The sequence below is a fragment of the Mycobacterium shigaense genome, from assembly GCF_002356315.1.
Classification (GTDB): Bacteria; Actinomycetota; Actinomycetes; order Mycobacteriales; family Mycobacteriaceae; genus Mycobacterium; species Mycobacterium shigaense.
Window position 1 is genome coordinate 2,991,798 of sequence record NZ_AP018164.1, and the last position, 15,615, is coordinate 3,007,412.

The 15,615-nt window shown below is 64.3% G+C and carries 15 protein-coding genes; 5 read left to right on the forward strand and 10 right to left on the reverse strand.

What is annotated here, in order from left to right:
- Positions 1-8 precede the first annotated feature (8 nt).
- From MSG_RS14060 to MSG_RS14075, 4 genes are all read right to left on the reverse strand, one after another.
- A complete protein-coding gene (locus MSG_RS14060) occupies positions 9-809 on the reverse strand; it encodes a universal stress protein (protein ID WP_096440488.1) in 801 nt (266 codons plus the stop codon).
- Between the two features lie 26 nt (positions 810-835).
- Entirely contained in the window at positions 836-2,017 is a 1,182-nt protein-coding gene (locus tag MSG_RS14065; protein ID WP_096440490.1) for a site-2 protease family protein, read from the reverse strand.
- 263 nt (positions 2,018-2,280) lie between these two features.
- On the reverse strand, positions 2,281-2,928 hold the full coding sequence (locus MSG_RS14070; RefSeq protein ID WP_232011028.1) for an SRPBCC family protein: 648 nt from the start codon (positions 2,926-2,928) through the stop codon (positions 2,281-2,283).
- Between the two features lie 123 nt (positions 2,929-3,051).
- A complete protein-coding gene (locus MSG_RS14075) occupies positions 3,052-3,642 on the reverse strand; it encodes a response regulator (RefSeq protein WP_162899212.1) in 591 nt (196 codons plus the stop codon).
- A 617-nt stretch (positions 3,643-4,259) separates the two neighbouring features.
- On the opposite strand from MSG_RS14075, the gene MSG_RS14080 reads away from it, so the two are divergent.
- Positions 4,260-5,849 (forward strand): GAF domain-containing sensor histidine kinase, encoded by a 1,590-nt coding sequence (locus tag MSG_RS14080; RefSeq protein WP_232011290.1) that lies wholly within the window; start codon positions 4,260-4,262, stop codon positions 5,847-5,849.
- A gap of 37 nt (positions 5,850-5,886) precedes the next feature.
- Here MSG_RS14080 and MSG_RS14085 read toward each other — a convergent pair whose 3' ends face one another.
- The 3 genes from MSG_RS14085 to MSG_RS14095 all read right to left on the reverse strand — a co-directional run bounded on the left by MSG_RS14085 (position 5,887) and on the right by MSG_RS14095 (position 9,550).
- Entirely contained in the window at positions 5,887-6,723 is an 837-nt protein-coding gene (locus tag MSG_RS14085; RefSeq protein WP_408632026.1) for an SPFH domain-containing protein, read from the reverse strand.
- A gap of 142 nt (positions 6,724-6,865) precedes the next feature.
- On the reverse strand, positions 6,866-8,287 hold the full coding sequence (locus MSG_RS14090; RefSeq protein ID WP_096440499.1) for a wax ester/triacylglycerol synthase family O-acyltransferase: 1,422 nt from the start codon (positions 8,285-8,287) through the stop codon (positions 6,866-6,868).
- Positions 8,288-8,302: 15 nt separating this feature from the next.
- The gene (locus MSG_RS14095; RefSeq protein WP_232011029.1) at positions 8,303-9,550 is read right to left on the reverse strand and encodes an alpha/beta hydrolase family protein; all 1,248 of its coding nucleotides are present in this window, start codon (positions 9,548-9,550) and stop codon (positions 8,303-8,305) included.
- Positions 9,551-9,779: 229 nt separating this feature from the next.
- Here MSG_RS14095 and MSG_RS14100 point away from each other — a divergent pair, with 229 nt between their 5' ends.
- The 4 genes from MSG_RS14100 to MSG_RS14115 all read left to right on the forward strand — a co-directional run bounded on the left by MSG_RS14100 (position 9,780) and on the right by MSG_RS14115 (position 13,713).
- On the forward strand, positions 9,780-10,040 hold the full coding sequence (locus tag MSG_RS14100) for a hypothetical protein (protein ID WP_096440503.1): 261 nt from the start codon (positions 9,780-9,782) through the stop codon (positions 10,038-10,040).
- A 240-nt stretch (positions 10,041-10,280) separates the two neighbouring features.
- Positions 10,281-11,405 (forward strand): Rv2629 family ribosome hibernation factor, encoded by a 1,125-nt coding sequence (locus MSG_RS14105; RefSeq protein WP_096440505.1) that lies wholly within the window; start codon positions 10,281-10,283, stop codon positions 11,403-11,405.
- Positions 11,406-11,499: 94 nt separating this feature from the next.
- Complete coding sequence (locus MSG_RS14110; RefSeq protein ID WP_096444496.1) at positions 11,500-12,846, forward strand: phosphoribosyltransferase family protein; 1,347 nt, start codon at positions 11,500-11,502, stop codon at positions 12,844-12,846.
- Between the two features lie 12 nt (positions 12,847-12,858).
- Positions 12,859-13,713, forward strand: a complete 855-nt coding sequence (locus MSG_RS14115) for an SDR family oxidoreductase (protein WP_096440507.1) — start codon at positions 12,859-12,861, stop codon at positions 13,711-13,713.
- Here the strand turns inward: MSG_RS14115 and MSG_RS14120 are convergent.
- The 3 genes from MSG_RS14120 to MSG_RS14130 all read right to left on the reverse strand — a co-directional run bounded on the left by MSG_RS14120 (position 13,710) and on the right by MSG_RS14130 (position 15,393).
- Positions 13,710-14,165 (reverse strand): DUF5709 domain-containing protein, encoded by a 456-nt coding sequence (locus tag MSG_RS14120; protein ID WP_096440509.1) that lies wholly within the window; start codon positions 14,163-14,165, stop codon positions 13,710-13,712. The two genes, MSG_RS14115 and MSG_RS14120, sit on opposite strands and share 4 nt — an antisense overlap.
- Before the next feature lie 146 nt (positions 14,166-14,311).
- Positions 14,312-15,115: a sigma 54 modulation/S30EA ribosomal C-terminal domain-containing protein gene (locus tag MSG_RS14125; protein WP_096440511.1), complete on the reverse strand. Its 804-nt coding sequence runs from the start codon at positions 15,113-15,115 to the stop codon at positions 14,312-14,314.
- 11 nt (positions 15,116-15,126) lie between these two features.
- Positions 15,127-15,393, reverse strand: coding sequence for a DUF1918 domain-containing protein (locus MSG_RS14130; protein ID WP_096440513.1), 267 nt, complete (start codon positions 15,391-15,393; stop codon positions 15,127-15,129).
- Between the last annotated feature and the right edge of the window lie 222 nt (positions 15,394-15,615).

Sequence of the window (15,615 nt, forward strand, 5' to 3'; positions counted from 1 at the left end):
GCAGACCGTCAAACCGTCCCGCGCACAACCAGCACCGAGCATTCGGGGTGGTGGAACAGCGGATGACCCGAAGGTCCGACAAGCCGCGCGAGCTGGCCGGCCTCGCCGCCACTGATGACCGCAAGCTGTACCCGCGCATCGTTGTCGTTGAGGAAGGTGGCAATCTCACGCTTGGTGGTTATCGGATACACCCGCACCTCGGGATGTCGCTTCCGCCAATCCTCTACGCGGCGCGCGAACATACCGTCTGCTTGTTCGGTGAGTTCCTCCGGCCGGCCTCCCAAGACCAGCATGGGTGCCCTGCGTAACGCCGCTTCCCGTGCAGCGTATTTGATGACGGCGTCGTTATCCGGTGTATCGGTCAGGCGAACCACGATCCAATTGATGTCCGGCGGCGGCCGATCGGATCCGGTGCGGATGACCGCCACCGGACAATACGCCTTTTCGGCTAGTTCGGATGCCGAAGAACCCAGGATCGAGCGTGCATACCGCCCGATCCCGACCGACCCTACGCAGACGATCATGGCATCGCGAGAAGCCTCGACCAGCACCGCGCCGGGCCGCCCGCGGGGAATGTCGGTTTCGATGACGACGGATTTTCGGGTGGCTTCGACCGCCAATTGCGCTTCATGGAGTGACTTCTCGGCATGCGCGAGGTCGCGGGCGTAATCATCGGTGGACGGATGCGTTTGCTTGATGACCGCGATGAGGCGCAGCGGGACCGCGTGGGCCATAGCCTCGTCGGCGCCCCAGAGCGCTGCCGCGATCGCCGCGGGCGAACCGTCGATGCCCACACTGACCGGTTTCATTGTCCGCACCTCTCTCGATTCGAGGTCTACCCAGCAGGGGAATAACTGCCCGCGTCTTGACGTGGTGCGGGCAGGCCCGGTGTTTGCTGGGCAAGCCGGTACACATCAATCAGCCGCACCAGATCGCTCGGCGTGACGATCCCGACCACTCTGCCCTCGTCCATGACGAGGGCGCGGCTGCGGGCGCCGATGGGTGCCATCCGCTGCAGCAGGTCACTCAGTGGTTCCTGCGGTGTCGCGGTCGGCACGCGGTCCAGCGGTAGCGCAATCTCGCGCACGCTGGTCGTGGCGCGCCGCCCAGGTGCAAGATCGCGAAGCTGGCGCAGTGTCACCAGTCCCACGATCGAACCGTCCCGCTCGGCGACGGGGTACGCCGAGTGCCGGTCTCCCAAGACATACTGCTGAATGAAGTCCTCCACGGTGATCCATCCGGGGGCGGTGTGGGGTTGAGCCGTCATCGCGTCCGCAACGTGTACGCCGGTGAAAATTTGCCGATTCGTGGCCTGAGCCTCCTCCTCCCGTGCGGCCGCGAAGATGAACCAGCCGATGAATGCCAACCAGACGCCTCCGACGAGGCCTCCCGCGAGAAACTCGGCGAGTCCCAACGTGATCAAGATGATGGCGACGACCCGCCCGGCATGCGCTGCCCCGACCGCGGCCCGCACGCTGTCGCCGTGTCGGCGCCACAGATAGGCACGCATCACGCGGCCGCCGTCCAACGGAGCACCGGGTAGCAGGTTGAACAGGCCCAGCACCAAATTGATGGTAGCCAACCACCAAGCCACGCTCACGACGATGGCGGCGACCCTCATCTCGGCGAGCGTTATCGCCGCGACGGCGAAGACGGCGGACAGGACAAGGCTGGTGGCCGGTCCGGCAAATGCGATGCGAAAAGCGGCTTTTGGTGTCTTCGCTTCTCCGTCGAGAGTCGTCACACCGCCGAACAACCACAGCGTGACATCCCCCACGTCCACTCCCGTCCGGCGGGCAACGACCGCGTGAGCGAGCTCGTGGGCCAACAGTGACGCCAACAGCACCACGGCGCCGCACGCACCAGCGAGCCAATAGACCGATCGCGAATAACCAGCGACGGCGTGCGGCAATGTAGTCGCCAGGCTCCACGTGAACAACCACAAGATCACTATCACGCTCCAGTGAACTTTCACGACGAACCCGGCAATTCTTCCGAGCGGTATGGCCTCGGGCACCTCACTACCTCCGAATGCTATTCAAGGACAGCGCTTCCGACGCAGTCGATGTCCGGTCTGTCCCCTGACTAGTGACCGAGTGGCGGGGTTCGAGTACCAGACCACGATCCACGGCGTCGCGTGCGGTACCCATTGAGCCCTCCTGAGATACGGTTCGACCTGCACCCAAAAGTAGGGAACGCGCCCCACCCGGTACTAGGGCCGTTAGGCCTTCGCCCCGCAGCCAATGGACCTGTCTGCAGGTGCGCCGGATTTTGCGGCGCTTACCGACCCGGATCGCCAAGCGATTGCGCCACGGGACGTAACGGTGTCGGGCTCGCGTAGTGTGGCCGCTCGGCGTGCCGCTTGATCCCCAGTAACAGTGCTCGCGTCCCCAATGCAATCAGCGGCCTGAGCAGCTCCACCACGAATACTTCACCCGGGTGACGTAGGCCGATTCGAGCACGGACGAGCAGTCGAACCCGGTCCTCCCAATGCGGCTGAAGATGGAATGACCATACGGCGTCGCGGCTCAGATCTGGCCGTGTCGCCGTGAGCACAAGGTACTTTTCGGGCACGATCTCAACGACGTTGAACGTCATGCCGTCGGGTAAACCCATCCAGTCGGCAGCGGCCAGGCTGACGCGATCCCCGACTTCCAGCCGCGTTACCGGCACCGCACCGGAATTGTGGCCGCCGACAGCGGCACGGCCCTCGGCACCCCCATCGCCGTTGACCGCGCCTTTCCTGCGCAAGACTTTCAGCAGTAGCGGCCAGACCTCGGACAGCGTGGCATCGATGTAAACCGCCTCGGTTGACTGAATCGCCGGATCGCCGGCCAAGCTGTCGCCGGGCAGCGCCATCTGACTCTCGGACTTGGTCGAGCCCCAATTTCGGTAGTAGCGCCGCGCGCCAAACAACAGCGCGAGCATTGCCGCTGTCTCACCGACGGTTCGTGTCACGTTCGCCATGCCGCCAGTCTGGGCAAAAGCTGCGGCACCCCACCAGGGTCTATGGTCCTCAGGAGCAACGAATGTCGCAGCCGCGTCAGACGATCACCAAAAGTTCCAACCACCGTCACGGGGCGCGTGCGCTTTGGATATCAGCATCCACAGGCATTCGCGAAACGCCTTGTCATCGAGACGCATCTGATCAGCGATCTGGCCGCCGCCGCTGCCCGTAGCGAGCAGGCGCAAGAGATCGCCTTCCTGTTCGGTCAATGTCAGACCAGTGCCCCAGTACTCCTCATGTACGCGGCCGCCCAGCCACGCAGTGGCAATCCCGGTGTCGAGGAGGAACTCACCAGCGGCCGCACCCTTGATGGCGGCAAGCATCTCAACGCCCTTGGCGTTCCGGACGATCCAACCGCAAGCGCCTGCTTGGACCGCGCTGACCATGAGCTCGGGCGAGCCGAAAGAGGTAAAGATCACGCATCGCAACATCGGCACCTGGGGACGCAGTTGCCAACACAAATCGAACCCATTGCCGTCGGGCAGCCGATCGTCGAGCAGCGCCACGTCGGGCGTGCAGCGCGGTATCTGCGCCATTGCCTGGTTGACCCCCGCGGCCTGCCCGACCAGTTCCAATTCGGCGTCGCTTTCCACCAACTCACGGAGCGAGCGGCGGACGATGTTGTCCTGGACCACGAGAAAGACGCAGAGTCTCCGTGTCACGAACAGGACCTCCCCAACTTTCCGCCAGGCTGAACCGGTGCGCGACGATACAACCAGCTAACCGGGTCCTGGCGTGGTTTCGGTCCTGTCGTATCTATACCGCAAACGTCACCGTAGGTCCGACGAGACACTCCAGATAGGGCCGTTCGGCCCCAACTAAACCGGCTGCGCGCGCCCGCCGGGAGCAAACGGTCACGGTCCCGGTTGCGCCGTCTTTGCTCACCCGCGAGCCTCAAGGTTCGCCGAGCCGGTGGCAAACGCCGCATCCGCAGCTCGCGGTTCGAGCATATCGTCAGGCCACCGTCGTTACGGTTATCCGTAACGATTCACGGCTCGGGAGACCGGATTTTTGATCTAAACCTTAACGGTCGCAACGGAGTAGCATTCGCACTGCGCGGGTTGAATACCCAGCCTGCGGACATCGCTAACGCCGGAATGTCATGCACGGAAACGAGGCGATAGCGGCGCACGAGAGGTGCCGACCGGTGGCCGGTGAGGATAGGGAATCGGCGTTTGCTGATCTAGGCAAACCCGAGCTGGTGGGCCGCCTGCATCGACAACTCGATGAACTGCTGGCCGCCCGTGACCAGATGGAACAGCTACTGCAGGCCATCATCGAGATCGGTTCTCATGTCGATCTGGACGCGACGCTGCGCCGGATCGTCGCAGCGGCGATAGATCTGACCGGGGCAAACTACGGAGCGCTGGCCACCCGCGACGATGATGGCCGGATCGTTACGTTTGTGCACGCCGGAATGGCAGCGGACACCGTGCGAGAGATCGGGCGCCTGCCGGTCGGTAAAGGCGTTCTGGGCCTTGCGCTTCGGCCCGCCGAGGTGCTGCGCCTCGACGATATGAATATGCATCCGGCGGCGGTCGGCTTTCCCGAGCATCATCCCCCCATGCGCGCCTTCCTCGGGGTCCCCATCGCCATCCGCGGGGCAGTCTTCGGCACCTTGTATGTCACCGACGATCGCCCCGGACGAGTCTTCACCGACTCCCATGAGACGGCCGTGAACGCGCTGGCATCAGCGGCGGCCGTGGCAATCGATAACGCGCAACTGTTTGATCGGCTGCGGGCGTCGGCAGCTTGGATTCAGGCCAGCCGAGAGATCACCACCGCGTTGCTGTCGGGCGCCGACCCGGACTCGGGCATACTGCGGTTGATCGCCGAGCGCGCGATGGAGCTGACCGAGGCCGAGCAAGCGATTCTGCTTGTTCCTGCCTTGACGGACGGCGACCCGGACGACACCGACGCGTTGGTGGTGGCCACTGCGGTCGGCGTGCACGCCGACGACGTGATCGGTCAACAGGTACCCATCAGCGATTCCACTAGCGGGACTGTCTTCCGCACTGGAACGCCGGTGATCACGGATTCCTTGCGGCACCCCATCCCGGCGTTCACCGACGTGGGACAGCGCCCAGCGATTGTATTTCCCTTACGCACACGTGACGGCATCACCGGCGTGATCGCGGTCGCGCGCAACATAGATTCGGCTCCCTTCGACCCGAGCTATCTGGACTCGGTCGGCGATTTCGCAGCGCACGCGGCAGTGGCACTGCAGCTGGCCACCAACCGTGACCGCGAACGGGAACTAGGCATCCTGGCGGACCGTGAACGCATTGCGCATGAGCTGCATGACCACGTCATCCAGCGGTTATTCGCCGCGGGTCTGGACCTGCAGGGTGCGCTCGCGCGGTCGCGGTCACCTGAGATGACTGATCGCCTCACCGCCGCGGTCGACAATTTGCAAAGCACCATCGGAGACATCCGCGCGGCCGGCTTCAGGCTCGGCGCCCGCTCCGGACCCAGCAAGACCTTAGCCCATCGCATGCGGCAGCTGGTCGCCGAGCTGACCGCAGGCCAGGATGTCGCCGTCACCGTACAGACAAGCGGGACGCTGGCCTCGGTCGGCAGCGAACTCGCCGAGCACGCCGCAGCAGTCACCGCCCAGGCGATCAGCAATGCAATGCGCGATCCGAGCGCCTCCCGCCTTACCGTAGCGGTCACCGCCGGCGACATGTTCGTCCTCGAGATCATTGACGACGGCGACGGCCAGCGACACGGCGACCTGACCGACCTGCACCACCGCGCTGAACAACTTGGTGGCACCTGCCGAATCGCTGCGCCGCCCGACGGCGGAACCCACGTGACTTGGGCGACGCCGCTCACCAGTTAGGGGTGCCGGCCGTCGGTTGACGGCGGCCAATCATGGCCTATTGAAATGACGCCGCGTGGACAACGGGACCACCCGGAATACCCTGGGGCTCATCGGGTGTCGCCGCCTTGGACTCGCGGGTCAAAAACGTGGTCAACTCTCCGATCGCGTTCATCAATGGAGCCGGAAAGACGATCGTGGTGTTTTTCTCCACCCCGAGTTCCAGCAGCGTCAGCAGGTTTCTCAGCTGCAGGGCCAGCGGGTGCCGCATCATGATGTCCGACGCGTCGCCGAGCGCGGCTGCAGCGCGCGCTTCGCCTTCCGCGGCAATGATTTTGGCGCGCTTTTCGCGCTCGGCCTCGGCTTCGCGTGCCATTGCGCGCTTCATGCTGTCCGGAAGCTGGATGTCCTTGAGCTCGACCAAGGTCACCTCCACGCCCCATTCCACCGTGGTGGTATCGAGGATTTGGCGGATGCTGCCATTGATCTTTTCCGTCTGTGCCAGCACCTCGTCGAGGGAATGTTGCCCGACAACGTTACGCAGGGTGGTCTGCGCGATCTGGTTGATGGCGGTGTTGACGTTTTCGATGACGACGACGGATTTGCGCGCATCGACGACACGGAAGTAAGCAACCGCGGCTATGTCGACGCTCACGTTGTCGCGAGTGATGATGCCCTGCGACTGGATCGGCATGGTCACGATGCGTAGCGAAACCCGCCACAGGCGATCGATAATCGGGATGATCAGTCGCAGCCCGGGCTCGCGCACCCCGATGACTCGCCCGAGGCGAAAGTGCACACCGCGCTGGTATTGCTGCACCACTCTGATCGAGGCGGCTACCACGACGACGACAAAACCGACAACCAACGCGATTCCAGCAGCCTGGCTCACGATGACCACCTCGATCCAACTCGGCGGGCTGCGTTGCGATGACATCACACCGACAGCCCTAACACTAGATCGCTCAAAGTCGCCAGGCACCGGCCATAGGTCCCTACCTACCCGGTCCAACGACCTTGCGGCGGCGCAGAATAGATCACCGTGCGGCACCGTCAGGAAGCAAACCCAGGGCGGATTCAAGCTCGACCAGAGACAGCTCGGTAAGCGGTATCAAGCGGTCGATGTCGGGCACCGCCTTGCGGTCCGCCGCGTAACCGAATCCGACGCGGTCGGAATAGGAGCAGGTCGTGACGTTGAGGGCCATTCCGTCGTACACCGTCGACACCGGGTAAATCTCCTCGATATGCGCACCGTTCCAATACATTTCGCGCTGCGGCCCGGGAACGTGCGAGATGGGCAGATTGAAGCCGGTACGTACTTTCGGGGTGAACGGCAGCAGCGGGGCTACGACGGTCGCGGCGATGCTTCCCGCATTCGTCAGCAGCGACGCCGCCGAGCCACGTTTGGCGACCCAGCGCTTTCCCTCCGACATCGATCGGTGAATCACATCCAGCCGCGCTAGCGGATCGTCCACGTTGGTTCCCAACGGGCACAGCCAAAGACCGAACATGTTGCCCTGTTGGCCATCTCGCGGATCGGATTCCCGATCGCGCAGGGTGATCGGGCAGACACCGACCACCGACTGGCCGGGCAGTTCACCGCGATCGTCCAGCCATCGGCGCATCACCCCGGCGATCATCGCGGTTATTACGTCGTTGCCGCTGACAGCCGCCGCCTGTCCCACGGCCTGGATGCGATCCTTCGCCCAACTTCCCGCGCACACCGCGCGCTCTGCGCTCAGGCGGCCGTTGACCCGCGTATACGGCGCTGCGAAAGGCAGCACGGTCGTGTGCCCGACCAGGCTGTCGATCAGCGTCGACAGCTCGCCCGTGACGACTCGCTGTATCAGGTCGACGCCCGACGCGGTCGTGTCAATCACAGTTCGTATCGGCGCGAACAGATGGGTGAGTAATCCGGTCGTGGCGCTCGACGGCGCGGATTGCTCGCGGCGGTCGGCATAGAAGGGCGGCATCGACCGACGTTTCGGGTCGCTGCTGAGCGCGTCGGCGATCATCCGGAGACCGGCGACACCGTCGATCAGGGTGTGATGCACCTTGATGTAGAAGGCGAACCGGTCGTCGTCGACGCCATCGATCAGATAAGCCATCCACATCGGCCCGGACCGGTCGAGACGCTCGGCATGCAACTCGCCGATCAACCGCCAGAACCCGTCTCGGCCACCAGAGACCGTGCGGCGCGAGAAATGTCGATTCACATCCACATCGACGCTATCCCGCCACACCCAGATCCCACCGGTATCCAATCCGCGATGCGGATATCTGCGCAGCCGGGGATCTATCGATTGATTTCCGGCCAGCGTCTCGCGATACAGTTCATCGACATAGCGCGGGCCGCTGTGCGCGGGGGGCGACAGGATCAGCACGGCGCCGGCATGCATGGGGCTGGACACCATTTCGGCCGCCATCATCGCGGCGTCCAGCGGGTCCATCGGTTTCATTGAGTCCTCGACAACCTACGCGGGCCGGTCCCGCCACGTGCCAGTTCCGTCCAATAATCCCGACTGCTTGAGCGCATCCCAGACGAAGTTCTGCACGGGTTGCGAGCGGAAGAATCCGGTGTGGCCACCCGGATACCACACGATTTCCGGCTTGCCCCAGTGCTCCCACAGCCGAATCACCTGCTCGCGTGGGTGCACCACGCGGTCGGCGATCCCGGCGTAGATGAAGCGACCCGCCATCGGCACGAGCGGTGTCAGCGACAGCGGCGACATCATTCGCCCGATGGATTCGGCCAATATCATCGTGTCACGGCGCGGATCATCGACACCGAGCCCCGAATGACGTCCCAGCAATTCGACCAGGTCGGCCACCGGGACGCCCAGGATCGCGCAGGTCAGACCCTTGTCGAGGCTGGCGACCAACGCCGCGATGTAGCCGCCGAGCGAAAGGCTGTTCAGTCCCATCGGCGACTGGGGCTCCTGCAGCCGGATCCAGGACAAGAGCCGCCGGATATCCCACACGGCCTGCGCGGTGGCATGCACATCGTCGAGGACATCCTCCCCGGGGAACACCGCGCCCTTTGGCAAGTCATGCGACCGCGGACCGTGCATCGGCAGGACCGGCATGACGACATTCAGGCCGAGTTCGTCATGCAGTTTCCAGGCGCGGAACAAAGCGAGATCTAATGCCGCGCGACCCATCTCGGTCCCATGGATGCAGACGAGCCAAGGACGCGGTTGCGGATGGCGGAGCAGCAATGCGTACTCGCGGTTGTTCGCGGTATAACTCCGCCAGCGCTCCGCGCCCGGTTCGCCCGGACGGGGTGCGTACCCGCTGTCGAAAAAAATCCGGTAGAACGACCGTCTGCGCCCCTTGACCTTTCGGACGGTGACATCATGCAGCACGGGTGGTTTGGCGAAGAAGCCTTTGGGCTTGTCCAGCCAACCCCTGTTCCCGTAGAACTCGACTGCGGCACTCACTTCGCGGGTAATGCGTTCGAAGGCATCCGGACGGCTGACCGGGCGGCGGGTTTTCAGGCCCAGCAAGACGATCTCGTCGCGGAAGGCCTGCGCCGCCAGGGCGATGGTGGGTCGGGCGATCGGAAGTTCGTCCGGCGCCTTGCCCAGGTAGTCGCGCCAGGATCGAGCGTAGTACTGGCCCGTATGCACGAAGGGGGTAATCGCATCGGCCAGGCCACCGCCCGGGGCTCGCCGATCAGGAGCGCCCGGTCCCTGGGGGTCTTCGCTGGCATGCGTCGCCATAACGGCACGCTAACAACTGCGCCGAGCCGGAGCGTAGGGACCAAGGGCCCGCCGGTCGCCACGAAAGTCCTTGACTGACAACACCGAACATTACTTCGATCGGGACATATGACCACGGCCGAAAGGACCTTAGTCACTCGTTCGGATAGCCCGCCCGTCGTACGGTCGATGCATCTGCAAATGCCAACGTCGGCTTTGACACCATGAGCTACTGACCAGGAGTGGAACCATGACGGAGGCACCCGAAAAGACTGAGCCGCGCTGGGCCGAACTTTCTGACGACGTACTTGAATCGGTCGAAACCGCCCGCAAGCAGGCGATCGAGGCGGCACGCAAGTTCGTCGACCAGATCAGTCCCGTGTTGCCGGAACAGTCGCGACGTAAGACCGTGGTCGACGCTGCACTGGACCTGGCCGAGGAGTTGGTCACCGCGCGCATCCAGTTTTTCCGCAGCGTGGTGCACAGCACCAGTGAGGTGGCGACCAAGTAAGCCCGTCTCAATGCTCGACTGATTCACCGATGGCCGGGGCAGATGCCGTCACAAGCGCGCTCCGGCCATCGGCCATTCGGTCGAAAGCATCTGCCGCGCAACACTAAATGGAGTTCGTACTCCCGGTGTGCGGGACTTAAGACTCACATCGAGGGGCTAACGGCCCTCGCGGGCCGGCGCCAGATTTCTTAAGTTCGGGTGAACGCGGTACCTGCAGTCATACGCACGGAAAGGGACGGCATGCGATCGGAACGCCTTCGATGGCTGGCAAAAGCAAAGGGTCCCTTCGCGTCGATCTATTTCGACGACACACATGACACCCCGGACGCGGCCGAGCGACTCGAAGCCACCTGGGGCGATATCCGCCGCAATCTCGAGAACCTGGGTGCCGGACCGGAAGTGATCGGCAAGCTCGAGGAAGCTGTCCTGCACCATCGGCCGGCCGTGGGTCGGCGCGGCCGCGCAGTGATCACGACCGACGATGAGGTGCTGGTCAACGAGGAGCTGAGCAGCCCGCCGCCGTCCGCAGTGGTTCGGTTCTCCGATTACCCGTACATCCTGCCGTTGGTGCGACTCGAGATACGCAGACCGACCTACGTGGTGACCACCGTTCACCGCACCGGAGCCGACGTATCGCTGTATCGGGGCCAGACGATCAACTCCACCTGCATCGACGGCGGCGGATTCCCGGTACACAAGCCGGCCAGCGCGGGCTGGAACGGCTACGGCGACCGCCAGCACACGACCGACGAGGCCCTCCGAATGAACTACCGCGCGGTCGCCGACCACCTCACACGGCTGGTCGATGACGCGGATCCCGAGGTGGTCTTCGTGTGTGGTGAGGCGCGTTCTCGCGCCGGCTTATTGGCCGAATTGCCCGAGCGGGTGCACCAGCGGGTGTCACAGCTCCATGTCGGGGCGCGACCGTCCGGAATCGATCCCGAAGAACTCCGGGAAATGACGGCGGCGGAACTCGACCGGCGACAAGGCAGCGAATTGACCACCATCGCCGGTCGATACGAAGCCGAGACCGGACGGAGATCGGGTTTGGCGGCCGAGGGAATGGCTGCGGTATGCGCAGCGCTTCGCGATGGCGACGTCGATACGTTGATCATCGGTGAGCTGGGCGACGCGACCGTCGTCACCGGCGCGACGCGGACCGTGTTCGCGCCCGATGCGGACGCGCTGTCCGAGCTGGGCGAGCCCGTGGACAGGGTGGCCCGGGCCGACGAGGTGCTGCCCTTCGCAGCAATCGCGATCGGTGCCGCAGTCGTTCTGGCCGACGGCCGGATCGCCCCCGCGGATGGGATCGGTGCGCTGCTGCGCTACGCCGCGCCCGACCGCCTTGCGGGCCAGCAATCATAGTTGGGGATCGATCATGGCCACGCACAACATCTTTGACGGGCTACGTCGGTTCATACGGGGCTCGGGGGCTGCGTCGCCGTACCAGTATCGCTGCATCGAACCCTTCGAGGACCGGGTCGACGCGGGCCGGCAGCTGGCGTCGCACATGGAGTTCTTGCAGGGTCAAGACGTGGTCGTGGTCGGCCTGCCGCGCGGTGGGGTGCCGGTAGCCTTCGAGATCGCCAACGCACTGCAGGCACCGCTTGACGTGCTCCTGGTACGCAAACTGGGCGTTCCGTTCCAGCCCGAATTGGCTTTCGGAGCCATCGGCGAGGACGGCGTGCGAGTGCTGAACGACTCGGTCGTGCGTCAGTCACATCTTGACGGCGACGACATGGACGTAGTCGAACGCAAGCAACGGGTCGAGCTGCGCCGCCTTGCGGATCGCTTCCGGCGCGGGCGGGACCCGATCTCGCTGGCAGGGCGGACCGTCGTCATTGTCGACGACGGCATCGCCACCGGCGCGACGGCCAAGGCGGCCTGCCGGGTGGCTCGGGTGCATGGAGCGAGCCGGGTGGTGCTCGCCGTTCCGATCGGACCGCCGGACGTCGCCGCGAGATTTGGCGGCGTGGCCGACGAGGTGGTCTGTTTGGAAACGCCAACGCCATTCGCTGCCGTGGGCCAGGGATACCGCCACTTCGCCCCGACAACCGACAATGACGTCGTCGAGCTGCTCGATCGGGCGCGGACGAACTTCGCCGAGCGGGCAGAGGTCGACGCTGCCGCCGATCCGCCGTTGCGGGACGAAGAGATCCACATACTCACCGGGCGGGTGCCGATCGCAGGGCACCTGGTCATCCCCGAAAACCCCAAAGGCATTGTCGTTTTCGCCCACGGCAGCGGCAGCAGCCGGCATAGTCCCCGGAATCGCTACGTCGCCGACGTCCTGAACCAGGCCGGTGTCGGCACGCTGCTCATCGACCTGCTCGCTCCCGATGAGGAACGAAACCGCAGCAATGTTTTCGATATCAAGTTGCTGGCTGACCGACTCATCGAAGTGACTGATTGGCTCGCCGGACAGCCCGATCTGGCATCGTTTCCAGTTGGGTATTTCGGCGCGAGCACCGGCGCTGGAGCAGCCCTGGTTGCGGCCGCCGATCCGCGGATCGATGTCAAGGCGGTTGTCTCCCGCGGGGGTCGGCCGGATCTCGCGGGGGCCGCCCTGGTGAACGTGAAGGCACCCACTCTGCTGATTGTCGGTGGCCGCGACGAGGTGGTCCTCGACTTGAACCGGCGAGCGCAGCGCGCAATACCCGGACCATGCGAACTAATCGTCGTTCCGGGTGCGACCCACCTGTTCGAGGAACAGGGCGCACTCGAGGAGGTTGCTCGACTCGCGCGTGACTGGTTTGTGGATTACCTGGTGCCACATCACCAGAAACAGGTAAGCGCGAACGGCTAAACGAGGTCGCTGGTGGGCGTTTACGCGGTAACGGGATCGGCGTCCGGCATGGGACAGCAGGTGGCCCGCAAACTTCGCGAAAACGGTCACACCGTGATCGGGGTGGATATCAAGCAGGCGGACATCGTGGCTGACTTGTCGACTCCCCAGGGACGCCGGGCCGCCGCCGACGGTGTGCTGGCGTCGTCAGGATCGAGACTGGACGGTGCCGTGCTGGCCGCGGGTCTTGGTCCCGGGCCGGCCGCCGGTCGGTGTGTATCGATTGCCCAAGTCAATTTCTTCGGCGTGGTGGATCTTCTCGACGCGTGGCGGCCGGCCCTCGCCGCTACAGTCTTCGCGAAAGTTGTCGTCTTTTCCAGCAATTCCACAACTACGACACCCGCCGTTCCGGCGCGAACAGTCCGGGCATTGCTCGGCGGTAACCCCGATCGGGCGGTGCGTTCGGTGCGAGTGTTCGGTACATATGCACCGACGATCCTTTATGCCGCATCCAAAATTGCGGTGAGTCGCTGGGTGCGGCGTGCGGCCGTGCGACCGGAGTGGGCGGGATCGGGCATCCGCCTCAATGCCCTTGCACCTGGGGCGATCATGACACCCTTACTCGAGGAGCAGCTGTCGATCGCAAGTCAGGCGAAGGCTGTTCGCTCCTTTCCGATTCCGGTCGGCGGCTACGGTGATGCGGGACAGCTTGCCGATTGGGCACTGTTCATGCTTTCGGACGCGGCGACATTCCTTTGCGGGAGCGTGATATTCGTCGACGGCGGATCGGATGCCTACTTCCGCGCCGAGGAATGGCCGCGGCCCGTGCCCATACACCGCATGTTGGGCTACCTCAAGCGGTTTGGCGACTGGCGCGGAACGGACTAATCCTCGTCGTCGATGATGTACACCGCGGCCTCCTCGGCGGATGCCGCTCCCCCGTTGATACCGACGTCCTCAGCGACCAGCTCCGATTCCGCGTGCACGCCAAACCCCATGTCCGGTGCTACGAGTCGGCCGGCTCGCTTTCGTCCAACCTCGTGTCGCTCCGGGAACTCGCTTGCGCGCTCGGCCTGGTCAGACCGCTGCTGCTCTTCGGCGTCAAGTGGATTACCGATGCGCGAGAACGGATCTGGCTCTTCCTCCGCCAACTGTTGGTCAAGTGTTTCCGCCGGTCCGAAGGCGCCTGGCCCGTACGGCCGCTCGGGCGGTGAATATCCCTCGTCGAGTATGTCGTCGACACCGCGATCGATCAACGTGTCGGCTGGCTGAAGCTGGTTCTCGTCCTCCGCACCGTACTGGCCGGCGGCGGGCCCCAGACCGAAATTCCGACTACTCATGACTCAACGACTCCTTCGCGATCAGATGGCCGCACTTTAAAGCACATATGCATATTCAGTTTTCGTCTTTCGCCATGTCGGCGTAATGGCACAAAGTCTCCCGCCAGCTGGACCTTGGTCACCGAGTGCGCCGTCTTGCACGATGCCTAGCCCGCCGGGGTGATGACGCCGTAATGCCCGTCGTAGCGGTGATACAACACGTTGGCACGGCCCTGAGCGGCATCGATATAGAACAGGAACGGCAGATTGAGCAGCGACATCCGGTCGGCGGCTTCTTCTTCGGTCAAACAGGGCACCGCGTGCGGGCTGATCGTCACGGGCACGGCGTGCGGACTGAGCTGATCGGCTCCGTCGGGTGACACCAAGGCAAGGCGGTAGCCGGTTTCACCGGCGCGATACAGCACCGCCGCGGCCGCGCTGCCCTGCTCGGTGAACAGGTGGAAGTCGTAATCGAAGAGCTCCATTTCGCGGGCGGCCTCATCGATCGAACACGGTGCCATGGTGTACGACTTGCGGCGGATGACACGACGCTCGGCTGCGGGGCGCTGAAAATAGTCGCGCCGATGCGTCGGCTCAGAACCGTGCCGCCATTCATGGGCGCCGGCTTCGCGGACCCCACCGCGACGCGGCGCTCGGAGTTCGGCAACACGCTCCAGGCGCCGGCGCAGCCGCGCCACGAGGAGATCGACCGCCTCTCGCGCGGTCGTCGCCTCTACTTGAGCGCGGACGGGCACCCCGTCGACGTCGAGATTCGCCTGCGCAACGACGGGTCGTGCAACCGCCGGATCGCCATGTCTGGCCAGTCTGAGCCTGGCGTTGAGCACCGGCCTGCGGATGTACTGGCTCAGCTCGCCGACCTTGTCGCGCGCATAATCGGCCGCTTCGGAAAGCTGACCGTGCGTTGTCACTTCGACATCGAACGTGTGGGAAAGCGGCGCGTTATTGCCCATGATCGAACGCCCTATTGCTTTGCACCGTGGGCAATGGCGGACTGTATGGCCCCGAAGCGATGGCGCGCCCGCTCGTCGGCTTCCGCCTGCGCGGCGGCCGTGACGACGACCGCGTCGACACCAGGGAAAATGGTGGCCTCGTGGTCGGTGGCAAGCCACCGCACCACGTACGGCGGGGCGCCATCCGGCGAGTGAACCTCCGTGATCAATCCCCGCTGGTCCGGCTTGTCGATCGCGGCGCCCTTGATCACCAGCCAATCACCGACCTTGGCCTTCATGCGCTTCTCCTTAATTCCTCGGAGTTCAATCGTGCCCAGGCGCGACGGATCGGCGGCAGGGGTACACGTCACCGAGTTGCATGGCCAAAGGTCCCTCGCCGCCTCGGGACTTCTGCCCCTTTTTCTCCTCGCGTCTAGCCGATCAGATCAATGCGAGAGATGCGGGTATCCACGCTTGGTGAGATGCGACTTGAACGAGCCCCAGCGACACGCATGTCGAAC

Bases quoted from the DNA above. Each gene is read 5' to 3' on its own strand.
- MSG_RS14125 (WP_096440511.1), bottom strand. From the start codon at position 15,115: ATGGGCAATAACGCGCCGCTTTCCCACACGTTCGATGTCGAAGTGACA.
- MSG_RS14120 (WP_096440509.1), bottom strand. From the start codon at position 14,165: ATGAGTAGTCGGAATTTCGGTCTGGGGCCCGCCGCCGGCCAGTACGGT.
- MSG_RS14105 (WP_096440505.1), top strand. From the start codon at position 10,281: ATGCGATCGGAACGCCTTCGATGGCTGGCAAAAGCAAAGGGTCCCTTC.
- MSG_RS14100 (WP_096440503.1), top strand. From the start codon at position 9,780: ATGACGGAGGCACCCGAAAAGACTGAGCCGCGCTGGGCCGAACTTTCT.
- MSG_RS14095 (WP_232011029.1), bottom strand. From the start codon at position 9,550: ATGGCGACGCATGCCAGCGAAGACCCCCAGGGACCGGGCGCTCCTGAT.
- MSG_RS14070 (WP_232011028.1), bottom strand. From the start codon at position 2,928: ATGCTCGCGCTGTTGTTTGGCGCGCGGCGCTACTACCGAAATTGGGGC.
- MSG_RS14090 (WP_096440499.1), bottom strand. From the start codon at position 8,287: ATGAAACCGATGGACCCGCTGGACGCCGCGATGATGGCGGCCGAAATG.
- MSG_RS14060 (WP_096440488.1), bottom strand. From the start codon at position 809: ATGAAACCGGTCAGTGTGGGCATCGACGGTTCGCCCGCGGCGATCGCG.
- MSG_RS14130 (WP_096440513.1), bottom strand. From the start codon at position 15,393: ATGAAGGCCAAGGTCGGTGATTGGCTGGTGATCAAGGGCGCCGCGATC.
- MSG_RS14080 (WP_232011290.1), top strand. From the start codon at position 4,260: ATGGAACAGCTACTGCAGGCCATCATCGAGATCGGTTCTCATGTCGAT.